Source organism: Sphingomonas sp. VDB2 (assembly GCF_047946695.1).
GTDB classification, from domain to species: domain Bacteria; phylum Pseudomonadota; class Alphaproteobacteria; order Sphingomonadales; family Sphingomonadaceae; genus Sphingobium; species Sphingobium bisphenolicum.
This window is the reverse complement of record NZ_CP159616.1, coordinates 562,179-578,458: the sequence shown is the minus strand read 5'-3', so window position 1 is coordinate 578,458 and position 16,280 is coordinate 562,179. Positions and strand designations below refer to the sequence as shown.

Annotated in this window: 17 protein-coding genes; 14 read left to right on the top strand and 3 right to left on the bottom strand. The window is 65.0% G+C overall.

Features of this window, described 5'->3' with window-relative positions; genetic code table 11:
* Positions 1–109 precede the first annotated feature (109 nt).
* The 14 genes from ABT375_RS21065 (at position 110) to ABT375_RS21000 (ending at position 13,394) form a co-directional block, all read left to right on the top strand.
* Positions 110–982, top strand: a complete 873-nt coding sequence (locus ABT375_RS21065) for an SDR family NAD(P)-dependent oxidoreductase (protein ID WP_416465066.1) — start codon at positions 110–112, stop codon at positions 980–982.
* Positions 983–994: 12 nt separating this feature from the next.
* Complete coding sequence (locus ABT375_RS21060) at positions 995–2,644, top strand: class I adenylate-forming enzyme family protein (RefSeq protein WP_416465064.1); 1,650 nt, start codon at positions 995–997, stop codon at positions 2,642–2,644.
* Between the two features lie 14 nt (positions 2,645–2,658).
* Positions 2,659–3,528, top strand: a complete 870-nt coding sequence (locus ABT375_RS21055; RefSeq protein WP_416465062.1) for an amidohydrolase family protein — start codon at positions 2,659–2,661, stop codon at positions 3,526–3,528.
* Positions 3,529–3,542: 14 nt separating this feature from the next.
* On the top strand, positions 3,543–4,649 hold the full coding sequence (locus tag ABT375_RS21050; protein WP_416465061.1) for a Rieske 2Fe-2S domain-containing protein: 1,107 nt from the start codon (positions 3,543–3,545) through the stop codon (positions 4,647–4,649).
* A 44-nt stretch (positions 4,650–4,693) separates the two neighbouring features.
* Entirely contained in the window at positions 4,694–6,199 is a 1,506-nt protein-coding gene (locus ABT375_RS21045; RefSeq protein ID WP_416465060.1) for an amidase, read from the top strand.
* Entirely contained in the window at positions 6,172–6,975 is an 804-nt protein-coding gene (locus tag ABT375_RS21040; RefSeq protein WP_416465059.1) for an SDR family NAD(P)-dependent oxidoreductase, read from the top strand. Before ABT375_RS21045 ends, ABT375_RS21040 begins: the two co-directional genes overlap by 28 nt.
* Complete coding sequence (locus tag ABT375_RS21035) at positions 6,968–8,254, top strand: spinster family MFS transporter (RefSeq protein WP_416465058.1); 1,287 nt, start codon at positions 6,968–6,970, stop codon at positions 8,252–8,254. Before ABT375_RS21040 ends, ABT375_RS21035 begins: the two co-directional genes overlap by 8 nt.
* 46 nt (positions 8,255–8,300) lie before the next feature.
* On the top strand, positions 8,301–8,780 hold the full coding sequence (locus tag ABT375_RS21030; RefSeq protein WP_224549026.1) for an Lrp/AsnC family transcriptional regulator: 480 nt from the start codon (positions 8,301–8,303) through the stop codon (positions 8,778–8,780).
* Positions 8,777–9,262: an Lrp/AsnC family transcriptional regulator gene (locus tag ABT375_RS21025; RefSeq protein WP_261937471.1), complete on the top strand. Its 486-nt coding sequence runs from the start codon at positions 8,777–8,779 to the stop codon at positions 9,260–9,262. The genes ABT375_RS21030 and ABT375_RS21025 overlap by 4 nt, the downstream gene beginning before the upstream one ends.
* A gap of 247 nt (positions 9,263–9,509) precedes the next feature.
* A complete protein-coding gene (locus ABT375_RS21020; protein WP_416465057.1) occupies positions 9,510–10,571 on the top strand; it encodes an acyl-CoA dehydrogenase family protein in 1,062 nt (353 codons plus the stop codon).
* A complete protein-coding gene (locus ABT375_RS21015; protein WP_224549022.1) occupies positions 10,568–11,746 on the top strand; it encodes an acyl-CoA dehydrogenase family protein in 1,179 nt (392 codons plus the stop codon). Before ABT375_RS21020 ends, ABT375_RS21015 begins: the two co-directional genes overlap by 4 nt.
* Positions 11,747–11,749: 3 nt before the next feature.
* A complete protein-coding gene (locus ABT375_RS21010; protein ID WP_416465056.1) occupies positions 11,750–12,175 on the top strand; it encodes a PaaI family thioesterase in 426 nt (141 codons plus the stop codon).
* Entirely contained in the window at positions 12,172–12,564 is a 393-nt protein-coding gene (locus tag ABT375_RS21005; protein ID WP_416465055.1) for a PaaI family thioesterase, read from the top strand. Before ABT375_RS21010 ends, ABT375_RS21005 begins: the two co-directional genes overlap by 4 nt.
* Positions 12,561–13,394: an SDR family NAD(P)-dependent oxidoreductase gene (locus ABT375_RS21000; protein ID WP_416465054.1), complete on the top strand. Its 834-nt coding sequence runs from the start codon at positions 12,561–12,563 to the stop codon at positions 13,392–13,394. Before ABT375_RS21005 ends, ABT375_RS21000 begins: the two co-directional genes overlap by 4 nt.
* Here the strand turns inward: ABT375_RS21000 and ABT375_RS20995 are convergent.
* Genes ABT375_RS20995 through ABT375_RS20985 form a run of 3 tightly spaced genes read right to left on the bottom strand, consistent with a single transcriptional unit; the run spans position 13,382 to position 16,122 of the window.
* Positions 13,382–14,557: a sulfotransferase family protein gene (locus ABT375_RS20995; RefSeq protein ID WP_416465053.1), complete on the bottom strand. Its 1,176-nt coding sequence runs from the start codon at positions 14,555–14,557 to the stop codon at positions 13,382–13,384. The two genes, ABT375_RS21000 and ABT375_RS20995, sit on opposite strands and share 13 nt — an antisense overlap.
* Positions 14,558–14,584: 27 nt before the next feature.
* Positions 14,585–15,337 (bottom strand): SDR family NAD(P)-dependent oxidoreductase, encoded by a 753-nt coding sequence (locus ABT375_RS20990; RefSeq protein ID WP_416465051.1) that lies wholly within the window; start codon positions 15,335–15,337, stop codon positions 14,585–14,587.
* On the bottom strand, positions 15,334–16,122 hold the full coding sequence (locus ABT375_RS20985) for an SDR family oxidoreductase (protein ID WP_416465049.1): 789 nt from the start codon (positions 16,120–16,122) through the stop codon (positions 15,334–15,336). Before ABT375_RS20985 ends, ABT375_RS20990 begins: the two co-directional genes overlap by 4 nt.
* Between the last annotated feature and the right edge of the window lie 158 nt (positions 16,123–16,280).

The window sequence follows — 16,280 nt, the reverse complement described above, 5'->3', positions numbered from 1 at the left end:
CGCGGGCAATCTGTCAAATCTGGATATGCGTAAAAATATAATTGTTGAATTACGCGAATAGAGGGATAGAGTTGGGTCAGGACAAAAACGACGAATCGAGGGAAGTGGGATGCCGGACAGCAAGGTGGCCCTGGTCACCGGAGCCAGTCGGGGAGCGGGCCGTGGCATCGCGGTCGGTTTCGGCGAATTGGGCTATACCGTCTATGTGACCGGCCGCACGATCCAGGCGGGCAGCGCGCGGGGCTGGGACGGCTCGGTGCTGCCCGGAACCGTGGCGGAAACCGCCGCTGCCATCGATGCGGCGGGCGGCCGGGGCATTCCGCTGGTCTGCGACCATGGCGACGATGCCCAGGTCGCAGGGCTGTTCGACCGGATTGCGGCGGAAGCGGGGCGGCTCGACATATTGGTGAACAACGCGACCTTCATCCACGACCAACTGATCGAGAAAAAGCCCTTTTGGGAAAAGGATCTGGACGCAGTTCGCATCCTCGATGTCGGTCTTCGCTCCGCCTATGTGGCAAGCTGGCACGCGGCGCGGCTGATGGTGCCGCAGGGGCGCGGCGTGATCGCCTTTGGTTCGTCCTTTGGCGGCAGTTGCTACATGCACGGCCCGGCCTATGGCGCGCAAAAGGCGGGCGTGGACAAATTCGCCCATGACATGGAGCATGATCTGCGCGGAACCGGCGTGATCGCGGTGTCGATCTGGATGGGGCCACTGGTTACCGAACGGTCGCTGATCGCGCGCGACACCAATCCCGAACAATATGCCGACTTCATCGAAAGCGCGGAAAATCCGCAATTCACCGCGCATATCATCGACGCGATCGACTGCGCGCCGGATCGGGAGGCCTTGTCCGGCCAGACATTGATCGGCGCGGAAATCGGGCGCCAACTGGGCGTGCAGGATCGCGGCAACGACCGCCCTTCCTATCGCGAGATGCTGGGCAGTCCACGGCCCAAAAACCCTGCAGCCGTTTACTGATCCGGGAACGCCATGAGCAAGATCGACCCCATTTTCGCGGCAGTCACCGCATCCGGCACCCCGTTCGAGATCGCCGAACAGGACGGACTGCGCTTTTTCGCCCACGCGCCGTCCGATCTCAACCAGCTCATCGAAAAGGCGCGCGGCTTTGGCGACCGGCCCTGTATCGTCGATTTTGACGAGGCGGGCAGGGAACGCCGGCTGAGTTTCGCGGACATCTTCGCCTGGCGCGACCGGCTGGCGGGGCATCTGGACATCCGGCGCGGCGACCGCGTCGCCATTGCCATGCGCAACCGGGCGGAATGGATTGTGGCGTTTCTTGCCGTCATCCGGCTGGGCGGGGTTGCGGTTCTGCTCAACAGCCGCGGCTCGGCGGCGGAAGCGCGCGCGATGGTGGACGAAGTGACGCCGGCCCTCGTGCTGGCCGATAGCGAACGCGCCGCCGCGCTGCGTGACGCGGGCTATCAGGGCCGTCTGCTGGACCTGATCGCGCCGCTCGCGGCTGCGGACGTCCCCTTCGTAGACGGCATGACCGCTGACCATGACGATCCCTGCGCCATTCTCTTCACCTCCGGCACCACCGGGCGCGTCAAGGGCGCGGTGCTATCGCATCGCAGCCTGATCACGGGCCTGCTGGGCACCCAGCTTACCGGCACGATGGTGCTGCACAATATGGCGCGCGACCATGGCCTGTCGGTGGAGGCGCTGACGGCGCAGATGCCGCCGCAGGCGAGCCTGCTCGTCTCGCCGCTCTTCCATATTTCCGGGCTGGGCGCCGGCTTCCTCGCGCCCTTCCTGTCGGGCGGCAAGATCGTCATCATGCGCCGCTGGAATGCGGAGGAAGCCGTCGCCCTGATCGCCCGTGAACGGGTGACGCAACTGGCCACCGTGCCGACCATGTTGTGGGACATGGTCAATCGCGCGCGGCTGACCGATGCGGATCTCAGCTCCGTGCGCAATATCGGGTCGGGCGGGCAGGCGCTGCCCCTCAACCTGCTGGAGGAGGTGCGGGCGCTCTGCCCCCATGCACTGATGGGCGTGGGCTATGGCATGACCGAAACGTCGGGCGCGATCGCCCAGGCGGTGGGCGCGGATTTCCTGCGCGCGCGCGCTTCGGCTGGCCGGGTGCTGCCGCTGGTCGATCTGCGGATCGAGGGCGCGGACGGAAAGATCTGCGGCCCTCAGGAAACCGGCGAGATCGTCGTGCGCAGCGCCATGGTCATGCGCGGCTACTGGAACCGCCCCGAAGATACCGCCAACAGCTTCACGTCCGATGGCTGGCTGCGCACCGGCGACATCGGCTATCAGGATGAGGATGGCTATATCTTCATCGTCGATCGGTCGAAGGACATGGTCATTTCCGGCGGTGAGAATATCTACTGTGCCGAAGTCGAGCGGGTGCTGAGCGAAATGCCGCAAATCACCGAATGCGCGACCTTCGGCATTGCGGATGATCGCCTGGGCGAGGCGCTGGTCGCCGTCGTGCAGGCCGATGGCCTGGACGAACGCGCCATCATCGATTGGGTTGCCGGGCGGCTCGCGCCCTACAAAGCGCCCGCCCATGTCGCCTTTTCGCGCGCACCCCTGCCGCGCAACCATGCCGAAAAAATCGACAAGATCGCGCTTCGGGCGCTGTGGCCGCAACTGGTCGCGAACTATTGAACAGGAGAGTTTCCATGGGGTTTCCCAAGGATATCAAGATCATTGACTGCATGTTGGGCATACCGGAGGCCGAGGACCGTTCCGCATGGTTCGCCCCCTTCCGCCCGCTGATCAAGGACCAGCAGACGCTCCAGCAATTCGCCATGCCAGCGCAATATATGTTCAAGGACATTCCGCAGACCGGCAAGGCCGACGATTTTGTCTCCTGGACCGTCGAGCAGATGGACCGGCACAATATCGACAAGGCGCTGGTCGGCTGGAACGACAATGCGACGTCCTATCGCGCCAAGGAGATGTTCGGCGACCGCTTCTTCTTCGACCTGCCCTGCGACCCCAATAACGGGATGGAGGAAATACGCCGCATCAAGCGCATTCATGGCGATGTCGGTCTGTCCGCGATCAGCATCTTCCCGGCCGGCACGTTGCCGCAGGTGGCGATCAACCATAAATATATGTTCCCGCTCTACGCTTGTGCTGCGGAACTGGGCCTGCCTGTTCTGCTCAATGCCGGCATCCCCGGTCCGCGCATCCCGATGGAAACGCAGAAGGTCGAGCATCTGGACGAAGTCTGCTGGTTCTTCCCCGACCTTAAAGTCGTCATGCGCCACGGCGCTGAGCCGTGGGAGGCGCTGGCGGTCAAGTTGATGCTGAAATGGCCCAACCTTTATTATTCGACCAGCGCCTTCGCACCCAAACATTATCCCAAGGCGATCATCGACTACGCCAATACGCGCGGCGCCGACAAGATCATCTATGCCGGCTATTTTCCGATGGGTCTCAGCCTGGACCGTATCTTCAGCGATATGGAAAATGTCCCGTTCAAGGACGATGTCTGGCCCAAATTCCTGCGTGAAAACGCGCGCAAGGTCTTCGACCTGCAATGATCCGCGAGGTTCCCATGTCCCAAGCCAATACCGACACCGCCGCCACCAAGGCCACCGATGCGCGCACCCCGCCTGTTGCCGTCTGGCAAGTTCTCGAAAAGCTGCGCGGCCAGGATCTGAGCGACTGGCGCCTGGCGGAAGTGGAGGGTCGCGCTTCGATTGCGGAGCGCAATCTCGATATCGGCATCCCCTTCGGCTGGTATCCGCTGCTACTGTCGTCCGAACTGGCGGCGGGCGAAGTCAAGCCGCTGCGCTACTTCTCGCAGGATCTGGCGATCTGGCGCGGCGAAGACGGCCAGGTTCGTATGCTCGACGCCTATTGCAAGCATCTGGGCGCCCATATGGGCCATGGTGGCAAGGTGCATGGCAATCTGCTCGAATGTCCTTTCCACGCCTGGCGTTATGACGGGGACGAGGCGGTAGTGAAGGACGTACCCTATGCCCGCAATATCCCGCCCCAGGTGAAGCGCAAATGCACCCGCAACTGGCACATCACCGAAGCGAACCGCTGGATCTGGGCCTGGTATCATCCGCAGGACGTCGCGCCCCTGTTCGACGTCGCGATCCTGCCCGAAGCGACCGACCCCGAATGGACCGATTTCGACGTGCATGAATGGAATGTCTGGGGATCGATCCAGAACATGGCCGAAAATGGCGTCGACGTTGCGCATTTCCGCTTCATCCATGGCACTGCCAATGTGCCACTGGGCGAATTGCGCTGGGGCGAATGGGGCCGGGGCGCGGACGTGAAGGCGAAGATGGGCACGCCCTGGGGCGAAGTCGATGGCCTTATCAGTTACGACACGATGGGGCCGGGGCAAAGCTGGACGCGCTTCACCGGCATTTCGGAGACGCTGCTGATGGCCTGCCTGGCCCCGGTCGAACTGGACCATGTCCATGTCCGCTTCTGCTTCACCCAGCCCAAGGCGCAGGCGGAGGGCGAGCGGGCCGGCGTCGCCAAGGCGATCATCCGCGACATCTGCAAGCAGTTCGATCAGGACAAGGTGGTGTGGGACCGGCAGAAGTTCGAACCCAATCCGATCATCTGCGACGGTGACGGCCCGATCCCGCAATTCCGCAAATATTATCAGCGCTATTATGTCGATCAGAGCGCTGACTGACATCCATCAAGCCAATTACAATGATAAGGGCAGGAGAGGTTCGCATGGATATGACACGGCGCGAAGCCATGGCGGGCGCCACGGCGCTAGCCGGTCTGGCGGGGACGGCCCGGGCGGCCGCTTTGTCCTCCGGCCCGCTCGACACCCATGACGCGATGGGGCTGGCCGACCTCGTCCGCCGCAAGCAGGTTTCGGCGACCGAATTGCTGGACGCGGCGATCGGCCGCGCGGAGGCGCTCAATCCGCGCTTCAACTTCCTGGCGCAGAGACATTATGACTATGGCCACGCGGCGATCGCCAAGGGATTGCCGCAGGGACCGTTCAGCGGCGTGCCCTGGCTGCTCAAGGATCTCAACACCTATATCGCCGGCCTGGCGACCGAAAATGGTAGCCGCTTTTTCAGAGGCTACAAGCCCGACGTAACGTCCGAACTGGTGCGCCGGATCGAGGCGGCGGGCTTCGTCATCTTCGGCAAGACGACCGTGCCCGAACTCGGGCTTACCGGTACGACCGAAAACAAACTGACCGGCGACACGCGCAACCCGTGGAACCCCGCCCATATCACCGGCGGATCGTCGGGCGGCGCGGCGGCGGCGGTGGCGGCGGGCGTGCTGCCCGCGGCCCATGCGACCGACGGCGGCGGGTCGATCCGCATCCCGGCTTCCTGTTGTGGCCTGTTCGGCCTTAAGCCCAGTCGCGGCCGGGTGCCGATGGGGCCGCCCCGCACCGAAGGCTGGGGCGGGCTGTCGGTGCATCACGCCATCACCCGCAGCGTGCGCGATTCCGCCGCGATCCTCGACGCGACCCAAGGTCCGGAACCGGGGGGCCGCTATGCAGCGCCGACCCCGGCCGAGAGCTTCCTGTCGCAGGTTGGCAAGGCGCCCGGCCGCCTGCGTATCGCGCTGATGCTCAATGCCCCGTCGGGCGCGCCGGTCGATCCGAACTGTATCGAAGCCACCCGCCGGGCCGCGCGCCTGTGCGAAACGCTCGGCCATCATGTGGAGGAAGCCGCGCCGAAACTGGATGTCGCGGCGATCGGCGCGGCGAGCTTCGTTTTGGTCGGTGCGTCCGTGGCCGCCGATATGCTGGACCGCGCCAAGGCAACCGGGATCGCGATCGGCCCTGACGTTCTGGAGCCGATCACGCTGGGCTTTGTCGGCTATGGGCAAAAAACGACCGGCATGGACTTCGCGCGGGCGAACAACACGCTGCAAACCGCCGCCATTATAATGGCGCAGTTCATGACGCAGTATGACGTGATCCTGTCCCCCACGCTGGCGGCGCCGCCGCTGGAGCTGGGCCGGATCAACCTGACCCCCGATGTTGATTTCATGGCCTGGGGACAGCGGACCGCGGCCTTCTCGCCCTTCACCCAGATTGCCAACATGACCGGTCAGCCAGCCATGTCGGTGCCGCTGGGCATGGCCAAGAATGGCTTGCCGGTCGGCGTCATGTTCATGGGGCGCTATGGCGACGAGGCAACCCTGTTCCGTCTGGCGGGGCAGCTGGAAAAGGCCGCGCCGTGGAAAGACCGGCGTCCGGCACCATAAGATATCTGGAGATGATGATGCGCGGATTGGCGGGGAAAACAGGAATTGTTGCGGGCGGCGGACGTGGCATCGGCGCGGCGACGGCGCGGCGGCTGGCGGCCGAAGGTGCGTCGGTGGTGATCGGCGACATCGAGAGCGACTGGGCGGTAGAAACCGCCCGCATCATCTGCGCGGAAGGTGGCAAGGCGATCGGCGTGGCGCTCGATGGGACCAAAGCGACATCGCAGGCCGCTATCGTCGAAGCAGCGCTGGCCGAATTTGGCCGCCTCGATTTCTACCACAGTAATCTTGCGGGTGGGACAGAAGGCGATATCGACATACTTAATTGCAGCGAAGCGGTGCTTGACCGTTCCTTCGCCATCAACGCCAAGAGCCATTTCCTGGCGACGCAGGCCGCCCTGCCGGTGTTGATCGAGCGCGGCGGCGGCGCCATGATCTACACCTCTTCGGGCGCGGCGATTTCCGGCAATCCGTTGCAGGTCGCCTATCCCATGACCAAGAATGCGCTGCATGCCCTTGTCCGCCATGTCGCGCGCAAGTTCGGCAAGCAGGGCATTCGCGCTAACGGCATCTGTCCCGGCGTCGTCCTCACCGAAGCGGTGGCCCAGCATCTGACCGAGGACTATGTCGCATCGATGCTGGACAGCCTGCCGCACCAGCGGCTGGGCCAGCCGGACGACATCGCCGGCGCTGTCGCCTTCCTCGCGTCCGACGATGGCGAATGGGTCAATGGCCAGCTCTGGCACGTCAATGGCGGGTCACTGCTGCGTGACTGACGCCCCCGTCCAGAGAACGTCCAATCCGTGGCTTGTCCTCGTGACGCTGCTGCTCATCTATATCGTCAACTATGCCGACCGCTATCTGATCACCGGGCTGATCGGGCCGATCAAGGCGGAGTTCGGCATCGGCGACGCCATGGTCGGCATGTTGATGGGACCGGCCTTCGTCTTTCTCTACGTCGTCCTTGGCGTCCCGTTCGCGCGACTGGCGGACCGGACCTCGCGGGTCCAGATCATCGCGGCGGGTTGCGTGTTGTGGAGCATCGCCACCATCGCCACCGGCCTCGCCATCGGCCCGGTCGGCTTGACGCTGGCGCGGGTTGCAGTGGGCGTGGGGGAGGCTGCCTTCGTTGCGCCCGCCTATTCACTGCTGTCGGATTATTTCCGGCCCGAACGGCGCGGCCTGGCGTTCGCGATCCTTGGCCTTGCCGCCTATATCGGCCAGATCGGCGGGCAGGCAGGTGGTCCGGCCATCGCCGCGCATCATGACTGGCGCATGGCCTTCTACAGCATCGGCGCTGTGGGCGTGCTGCTGGGCTTTGCCGCGCTCGCCGTGATCCGCGAGCCGCGCCGCGGTCCGGCCGGCGGCGCTGCACCGATTGACGCCGTGCCGTTCGGCCAGTTGATCCGCAGCCTGATCCGCAGCCCGGCCTATCTGTGCATGATGTTCGCCTTCGGCTTCGGCGTGCTGTCGGGGGTTTCCTTCGGCTATTGGGGGCCGGAACTGTTCACCCGCGGCTTCGCGCTAGATCCGGTGGCGGTGAAGATGACCTTCGCGCTCAATTTCGGCCTGTCCGGGCTGGTCGGCATGTTGCTCTTCGGCGCGCTGTCAGACCGGCTGGCGCGGCGCAGCATGGTCTGGCCCTCGCGCCTGTCCGCCTTGGCGCTGGGGGCGGCGACCTGTGCCATCCTGGCTGCGACCTGGGCGGGCAGCTTCGACATGGCGCGCCTCGCCGCCATCCCGGCCGGACTTTTGGGGGGTGGTTGGTCTGTGGGCTTCATGGCGACCCTGCAATATATGCTGCCGCCGCGCATCCGCGCTGCATCGACCGCGCTGTTCCTCGCCGTCACGACCCTGCTCGGCTTCTTCGTCGGGCCCTGGGCGACGGGGGCGCTCAGCCAGATGCTGGGGCATGACGCCGCGGCGCTGCGCATGGCGCTGTCGTTCATCATCCCCTTCGGCTTCCTCTCCGCGCTGCTCGGCTGGGCCGCGGGCGCCCGCGTAGAGCGGGATCGGACGATGCTGCACCACGCGGTTTCGATTTCGACCTGCTGATCCTTTGCTGGCAAGACCGGAGCAGGAAAGGGGATAGAGCAATCCTATGAGTGAGGTTTTCGCGTTTGACGAAACGGACCGCAAGATTGTCGAATATCTGCGACATAACGGCCGGGCGACCAACCAGCAGATCGCCGAGACCCTCAGTCTGATTGCGTCCACCGTATCCACCCGCATCCGGCGGATGGAGGATGCCGGGATGCTCCGCGTCGTCGCCGTCTCCGATTTCGCGGTCCATGGCTATCATGTCCTCATCCATCTGGCGGTGGAGGTCAGCGGCCGTCCCGCGCTCGACGTCGCCGAGGAACTGGCGTCCTTTCGTGAAGTTTTCGCCGCCCATCTGGTCACCGGCCGCTATGAGATCAGTCTGCTCCTGACCCTGCGGGACATGGACGAACTGTCGCCGCTCATCACCGACAAGCTGGCCAAGGTGCCCGGCGTGCGCGCCATGACCCCTGCGATCGGCCTCGACATCGTCAAATATGGCCTCGACACCGCCCCGATCGACAGCCGGAGGCTCGCATGAACCGGCCCGATCTCGACGATCTCGACCACCAGTTGATCGACATATTGGCGCAGGACGCGCGCGTCTCCAACCGCAAGATCGCGAGCGACCTGGGCGTCAATGAAGGCACGATCCGGGGCCGGATCAAGCGGTTGCAGCAGGATCGCCTGATCGCTTTTACCGCGCTCACCAGTCTCAAGCTGGAAAAGGCCACCAATATCGGTTTCGTAGCGGTCCAGGCCGAAGCCGGCCATGTCCGCCAGATCGCCCGCGACATCGCGCATATCCCGATGGTTCAGTCGGTCATGATCATGCTGGGGCCGTTCAACATCATGGCGACCTGCCTGTACGACGATCTGGACAGGTTCCATACCGTGACGTCGGGGCAGATCCTCGCGATGGACGGCGTCTATCATATCGAAACCTCGCTCGCGGTCCGGACGGTGAAGTTCAGCAACCGCGTCGTGCGGATCACCGATGGCGCGAGCGCAAACGCCGACTAAAGTTGACTGCATCGATATTCGGAAATAATTATTTGTAATATTCCGCAAATCGCCGCTTGAAACCCAAATCTGCATGATATAGCAGAATGGAAGGCGGGAGCTTCGGCGAAAATTGCCAAAGCCCGCCAGCGATAGGAGCGGATGCGCCCGTCCCCAGAGGCGGCTCATCATCATGTCCGGTCATGCGCTGCAAGCAATGCGGCGTGTGCCGCCATGCTCCCCCACGGGATTTTGAGGGCGGCCTGCAATGGAATTCGCATTTACCGACGAACAGCAGATGATCGCGGAGACGGCACGCGCCTTCTTCACGGAACATGCGACCAGCGCGCGCACGCGCCAGGCGATGGCGGCGGGCGACGGCATCGACCGCGCGTTGTGGCGGGCCTTCTGCCAGGAACTGGGACTGTCGGGCATCGGGCTGCCGGAAAGCGCGGGCGGTGCAGGGCTGGGGATGGTCGAACTGGCGATCGTCGCGGAAGCGGCCGGTGCGCAGGTCGCGGCGCTACCCATGCTGGGCAGCCTGGTGCAGGCGGGGCAGGCGATCGCCGCCGGCGGCAGCGATGCCCAGCGCACGACATGGCTTCCCGCCCTGCTGTCGGGCGATCAGATAGCGGGCCATCTTGCTGACGGGACACTCAATGTCGCTGGTGACCGGTTGACCGGCGGTTCGCGCTTCGTCACCCATGGCGCCAGCGCTGACCTGTTTCTGGTCACGGACGGGCAACGGGCTTGGATCGTGCGTGCCGATGCGCCGGGCGTCGCCGTCACGGCCCAGACCAGCATGGACCAGACCCGCCCGATGGCCCATATCGTGCTGACCGACGCGCCGGGCGAACCGCTCCCCGATCCGGCATCAGCGCTTGCCGCAGCCCATCGCGCCGCCTGCATCGCCGTCGCCGCCGAAGCCCTTGGCGGCGCGCAGGCCTGCCTTGACCGCACTGTCGCCTATGCGCAAGAGCGGGTGCAGTTCGGCCGCCAGATCGGTTCCTTCCAGGCCTATAAGCATCGCCTCGCCGACATGATGATCGAGATCGAACAGGCCCGATCGGCCGTCTATTGGGCGGCCTGCGCCGTGGATGAGGGCGCGGACGACGCGCCCCTTGCGATCCATGCGGCCAAGAGCTTCGCCGCCGACACCTATTTCCGCTGCGCCGGGGACATGATCCAGCTCCATGGTGGCATCGGCTTCACCTGGGAACATGACGCGCATCTCTTCTTCAAGCGCGCCCGGTCGCTCCAGACGATGCTGGGCAATGGCAATGGGCACCGCGAAGCGATCGCCACGATGATCCTGGGAGAAGCAGCATGAAACTGGGTTTTTCTCCCGCCGACGAACTGTTCCGGCAGGAATGCGCCGACTGGCTGAACGGCCAGATGGCCGGCGAATTTCGCGACATCAAGGGCGTCACGAAGCTGACCGGCAGCCCCGAACGGCGCAAGGAATGGGAACGGCAACTGGCCGCCCATCGCTGGTCCTGCATCGGCTGGCCGGTCGAATGGGGCGGGCGCGACGCGACGCTGGCGCAACAGGTGATCTTCGCAGAAGAATATGCCCGCGCCGGCGTGCCGGGCCGGGTCAACCATATCGGCATCGAACTGGCCGGGCCGACGATCCTGACCTTCGGCACGCAGGAACAAAAGCAACGCTTCCTGCCCGACATCGCGGCAGGCAGGACCATTTTTTGCCAGGGCTTTTCCGAACCCAATGCGGGGTCGGACCTCGCCAGCGTGCGCACCAAGGCGCGGCTGGAAGGCGACGAATGGGTCGTCAACGGCCAGAAGATATGGACCAGCCTGGCGCATATTTCCGACTGGATTTTCGTCATTACCCGCACCCGGGAGGGGTCGCAGGGACCGAAAGGCCTGACCTTCCTGATGATGCCGATCGACCAGCCCGGCATCGACATACGCGGCATCCGCCAGATCAACGGCGATGCCGAGTTTAACGAGACCTTCTTCACCGATGCACGCTGTCCGGCGGACAGCCTGATCGGCGCGGAGGGCGACGGATGGCGCATTGCCATGGGGCTGCTCGCGTTCGAGCGTGGCGTTTCGACGCTGGGCCAGCAAATGGGCTTCCGCAACGAACTGGACGAGATCATCGCGGCCGCCAAGGCCAATGGCGCCGCCAATGACCCGCTCATCCGCCAGCGGATCGCCAAAGCGGAAATCGGCCTGCGTCTGATGCGCTATGGCGCGTTGCGGATGCTGTCGCAGACCGACCATAGCAAGATCGACGGCGCGGCGCTGACCTACAAGATCCAGTGGGCGAGCTGGCGCCGCAATCTGGGTGAACTGGCGATGGACGTTCTGGGCCAGGGCGGCGAGATCGGCGATCAGGCGGATTATGAGTGGGATACGCTGCCCAATCTGTTCCTCTTCTCGCGATCCGATACCATCTATGGCGGCACCAACCAGATTCAGCGCAACCTGATCGCGGAACGCGGTCTGGGCCTGCCCCGCGAACCCCGCGGCGCGGCCTGAGCGGTGGAGGAGGATGACCCGTTCGAGCGGCTGAAAAACCTGCCGCCGCGCGGGCATCACGCCCTGCTGGGCATCTACACCGTCGATAATGGGCCGGACTGGGCCGAGCTGGCCTGCCCCTTCGCCCCCGGCTTCCTGATCGATCCCGATGCCGGGTTGGTGGCGTCGGGACCGGTCATATCGCTGGTCGATGCGGCGGCGGGCGCGGCGATCATCGCACGGACCCGGCAATGGCGCGGCATGGCGACGCTGGACCTGCATATCGACAATCTGCGCCCCGCAAGGACTGGGCAAAGCCTCCATGCGCGCGCCACCTGCCATCATGTGACGCGCAAGGTCGCCTTCACCCGCTGCGACGTGCATGACGGCGATCCCGCCAGCCCGATCGCCTTCGCCACCGCCAGCTTCTTCTTCACGGATGCGCCATGATCGCCGACACGCCTTATGCGCGGATGCTGGGCATCGCCAGCATCGCCTCGGAACCGGGCACGGTCGGCCTGATGATGCCCGCTACGACGCAACTGGAAGGGCGGCAGGGCTTCCTTTATGGCGGCGTCATCGCCAGTCTGCTGGAACTGGCCTGTCTGGAGGCGATCACGCAGGAACGGGACAGCGATGGTCCCCGGCCCAGGCCGATCAACATCAGCTTCGACTTCCTGCGCGGCGGATTGATGGTCGAGACATTTGCGCAGGCGCGGCTCAGCCGGGTGGGGCGGCATGTCGTGAATGCCGATGCGATCTGCTGGCAGGCGGACCGGGACAGGCCGATCGCCACCGGCCGGATGCATTTGCTGCTGGATCAGGGGAGAGGTCGATGAAATTGCTGGAAGGTCGCGTCGCTATCGTCACCGGCGCCAGTCGCGGCATCGGCGCCGCCATCGCGCGCAGATTCGCGGCCGAAGGAGCCGCGGTCGCAATCGTCGCGCGCACCGTAGCGCCAGGCGGCCCCCTCGCGGGATCGCTGACGGAAACGGCGGAGCGTATCCGGTCTGCCGGCGGCCAATGCCTGATGATCGCTGCCAATCTGGCCGACCCTGTCGACCGCGCCCGCATCGTGCCGGCAACGGTCGCGCATTTCGGCAGGCTCGACATTCTGGTCAACAACGCCGCCTGGTCGCGCTTCCTGCCGATCTGGGAAGCGCAATCCCGCCATGTCGATCTCGCCTTCCAGATGAATGTCCATGCCCCGCAAGCCTTGTCGCAGCAGGCCCTGCCGCATTTCCGGACGCAGGGCGAAGGCTGGATCTGCAACATCTCCAGCGCCACCGCTGACCGGCCACCGCCTGCGCCCTACGACCCCGACGATCGCTATGTCCGCTTCAACCGCGATGGCCACGCGACGCTCTATGGCACGACCAAGGCTGCGCTCGACCGGTTGACCGCCGGCTGGGCGGCGGAATTGTCGCGTGAGAAGATCGCGGTCAATGCGCTGGCTCCTGTCGGTGCGGTCGCCAGCGAAGGGGCGATGGCGATGGGCGGCTGGGATGCGCGCGACCATATCGAGCCGGTCGAGGCGATGGCGGAAGCCGCATTGCAGCTCTGCCATCGCCCCGCTGCCGAATGGACCGGGCATATCGTGCGTAGCCTGCCCCTGCTGGAACGGTTGCAGGTGCCGGTGCGCGGACTGGACGGGCTTCAGCCGATATAGCGCGCCCGATAAGCGGCGAAGGCGCGCTTGATCGCCTCTTCGTCCAGGCCGAAACGCTCCGGCGCATAATCGTGCGTCGGCCGTTGCTCGCGCTTGTTCCCCGCGAGAAACTCGTTCAGCACCGTTTCCATGCCGGCATCGACGGCGATGCCCATGCGCGACAACACCCGCTCGGCCTGCGCCAGCGGTTCGCGCGCGACCTGCCGGTAATCGATGTCGACGAAGCGTTGCTCGCCGATCCGCGCCCGCGCCGCCTCGAACCGCTGCATCCAGTCGACCAGCCGCGGGAACCAGAAGGCGCCGACCTCATGGTCGCTGACGGTCGCACTCAACTTGTAGAGCGCGGCCTGCATCGAGACATAGGATGGCACGGTCTGCACCGGATCGCGATGCGTCATGATGAGCAGGGCGTCGGGAAAGGCCGCCGCCGCCATCTCGGCATAGGGCAGGTTGGACGGGCTTTTGAGTATCCATTTCCGGCCGCGCCGGGCGGGGTCCTGCCATTGCAGATATTGCAGGATCGTCTTGAGGTCCGCATGGCCCTTTGACTGGTCATAGTCGTTCAGCCACCCCGCGAAGTCCGGCACGAAGTTCATCGCCTCCACCATGGTGCTGACGAACATCTGGCCCAGGATCAGTATCTCCTCGTCCGGCGCGTCGGGATCGAGCGGATGGATCGACGCCAGTTCCGGCGCGACTTGCAGCCAGCCGTCGATCATCGCCTGCGCATAGGCGCGCCGCTCGACCGGATGGCCGCGTTCCTCGCCGGGGAAGGGCGCGAAATTCTGCGCTTCATACCAGCGGATGCCGGTCATTCCCGGCGCGCTGGCGAGCAGGCGCTGGAAAATGGTGCTGCCGGTGCGCGGCAGGCCCAATATGATGCCCGCGACCTCGACTTGTTCGTCCAATATTTCGGGATGGCGCCTGATGTCCTCCACCATGCGCAGCCGGCTGGTCAGGCCCTTGACGATCGATTCGGTTTGCGCGGCATGGCCGTCGGCGGTCAGGCGCCCTTCGCGGTTGGACGCGGCGATCAACTGGTCCATCGGCTCCAGGAACCACAGGTCGCCAAAGTCCGCCAGCTGCGCCCGTTCGCGCGCCTGCTGCAACAGCGTCTCGCGGTCGAGAGGCGGCGCAGCAATATCTTCGGGTTGCGTGGCCATTTCCATCTTCTCCTGACTCATCTTGGGTTAGCCGGCGGTCTGGCCGCCATCGACGGCCAGCGCCGTGCCGGTGATTCGTTTCGCCTCGTGCGACGCAAGGAAGGCGACGGCGTCGGCGATATCTTCCGGGTCGCACAATGCGCCGTCGTCCAGCCAGGGCGCGGCGCGCATCGCCATCGACCAGTCGATGTCCGCACGGGACGCCTGCGCGACCATCGGCGTCTTGACCCCGGTGGGGCAGACGGCGTTGACCCGCACGCCTTCCTTCGAAAATTCCAGCGCCAGCGCCTTGGTCAGGCCGATAACGCCATGTTTCGACGCGCTATAGGCCGCGTTGAACGGCACGCCGACCAGGCCCGCCGCCGACGCCATGTTGACGATCGTCCCGCGCCGCTCGACCAGATGCGGCATCGCCGCGCGCACCATATGATAGACGCCGCTCAAATTGATCGCGATCACCCGGTCCCAGCGGCCTTCGTCCACGTCCGCCAGCCGGCCGAAATCCAATATGCCGGCGATATTGCACAGCACGTCCAGCCCGCCGTTCAGCGCCACCGCCCGGTCGACCATCGCCCGGCAGGACGCTGCATCCGCGACATCGAGTGCGACAGCAGTAGCCGCGTTGCCGATGTCATGCGCGGCCGCTTCCAATCCCTCGACATTGCGGTCGCCGATCACCACCCGCGCGCCCTCCGCCGCCAGCCGCTTGGCGACCGCCAGGCCGATCCCAGACGCCGCCCCGGTCACGATCGCGGACTTGCCGGCAAAGCGCGGGGTCACGGCGCCATCCAGTGGCCGCCATTGACGTCGAGCGTCGCGCCGCTGACGACCCGCGCATAGTCGGAAATCATCATCAGCACCGCGCGCGCGCAATCGTCCTCCGGCGGAATGATGCCGATCGGGATGTCGCGCGTGATCCCCGCGACCACTGCGTCGCGCGCTTGCCCCGCATCGACCTGCGTCTGGATATGCTGCTCCACCGGTGCGCCATGGATCCAGCCCATGCGGCAGGTATTGACCCGGATGCCGACGCGGCCAAGGTCGCTCGCCATATATTTGGTCAGCGTATTGAGCGCGCCCTTCGCCACCGCATAACCCATCTCCATGCCATGCTCGCCGCCAAAGGGGCGCACCGTCGCCATGGTGGACACGTTCACCACCGCGCCGCCGTCGCGCAAATAGGGGGTGCAGGCCTGCGTCAGCCGCAGCGCGCCGAGACAATTGACGTCGAACGCCTTGGCCATGTCGGCGGGATCGGCATTGGCGATGAAGCTCCAGTCGCCATGATAATAAGCGCTGTTCACCAGCCCATCGACACGGCCGCCAAAGGCCGCTGCGGCGCGTTCGGCCAGCGCGGTGCACTGGGCCGCGTCGGCGACGTCGCAGGCGACGGCGATGGCCTGGCCACCGTCAGCCACGATGTCGGCGCGAACCTCCTCCAGGAACGCCGCGTTGCGGGCCGCAAGTATGACGCTGGCGCCTTCGGCCGCTGCGATCCGTGCGAGCGCCTGCCCCATGCCAGGGCCTACGCCACTGACGATCACCACCTTGTCTTGCAGCAGCATCTCTCTCTCCTTTTCCTGCCGGGTCCGCGGGGTTCTCGCCCGTTCGGTTGTCGCAGGGCATTTCCCTGTCGGGTTGACGCAGGACATATCCGGCAATTATATCCGCAATCAATAACTATATTGAATTTATAATTGTACTTTGCGTAGAATGATTGCGG

Coding starts and splice junctions, on each gene's coding strand:
- ABT375_RS21065 (WP_416465066.1), top strand. CDS start 110: ATGCCGGACAGCAAGGTGGCCCTGGTCACCGGAGCCAGTCGGGGAGCG.
- ABT375_RS21060 (WP_416465064.1), top strand. CDS start 995: ATGAGCAAGATCGACCCCATTTTCGCGGCAGTCACCGCATCCGGCACC.
- ABT375_RS21055 (WP_416465062.1), top strand. CDS start 2,659: ATGGGGTTTCCCAAGGATATCAAGATCATTGACTGCATGTTGGGCATA.
- ABT375_RS21050 (WP_416465061.1), top strand. CDS start 3,543: ATGTCCCAAGCCAATACCGACACCGCCGCCACCAAGGCCACCGATGCG.
- ABT375_RS21045 (WP_416465060.1), top strand. CDS start 4,694: ATGGATATGACACGGCGCGAAGCCATGGCGGGCGCCACGGCGCTAGCC.
- ABT375_RS21030 (WP_224549026.1), top strand. CDS start 8,301: ATGAGTGAGGTTTTCGCGTTTGACGAAACGGACCGCAAGATTGTCGAA.
- ABT375_RS21025 (WP_261937471.1), top strand. CDS start 8,777: ATGAACCGGCCCGATCTCGACGATCTCGACCACCAGTTGATCGACATA.
- ABT375_RS21020 (WP_416465057.1), top strand. CDS start 9,510: ATGGAATTCGCATTTACCGACGAACAGCAGATGATCGCGGAGACGGCA.
- ABT375_RS21015 (WP_224549022.1), top strand. CDS start 10,568: ATGAAACTGGGTTTTTCTCCCGCCGACGAACTGTTCCGGCAGGAATGC.
- ABT375_RS21005 (WP_416465055.1), top strand. CDS start 12,172: ATGATCGCCGACACGCCTTATGCGCGGATGCTGGGCATCGCCAGCATC.
- ABT375_RS21000 (WP_416465054.1), top strand. CDS start 12,561: ATGAAATTGCTGGAAGGTCGCGTCGCTATCGTCACCGGCGCCAGTCGC.
- ABT375_RS20995 (WP_416465053.1), bottom strand. CDS start 14,557: ATGGCCACGCAACCCGAAGATATTGCTGCGCCGCCTCTCGACCGCGAG.
- ABT375_RS20985 (WP_416465049.1), bottom strand. CDS start 16,122: ATGCTGCTGCAAGACAAGGTGGTGATCGTCAGTGGCGTAGGCCCTGGC.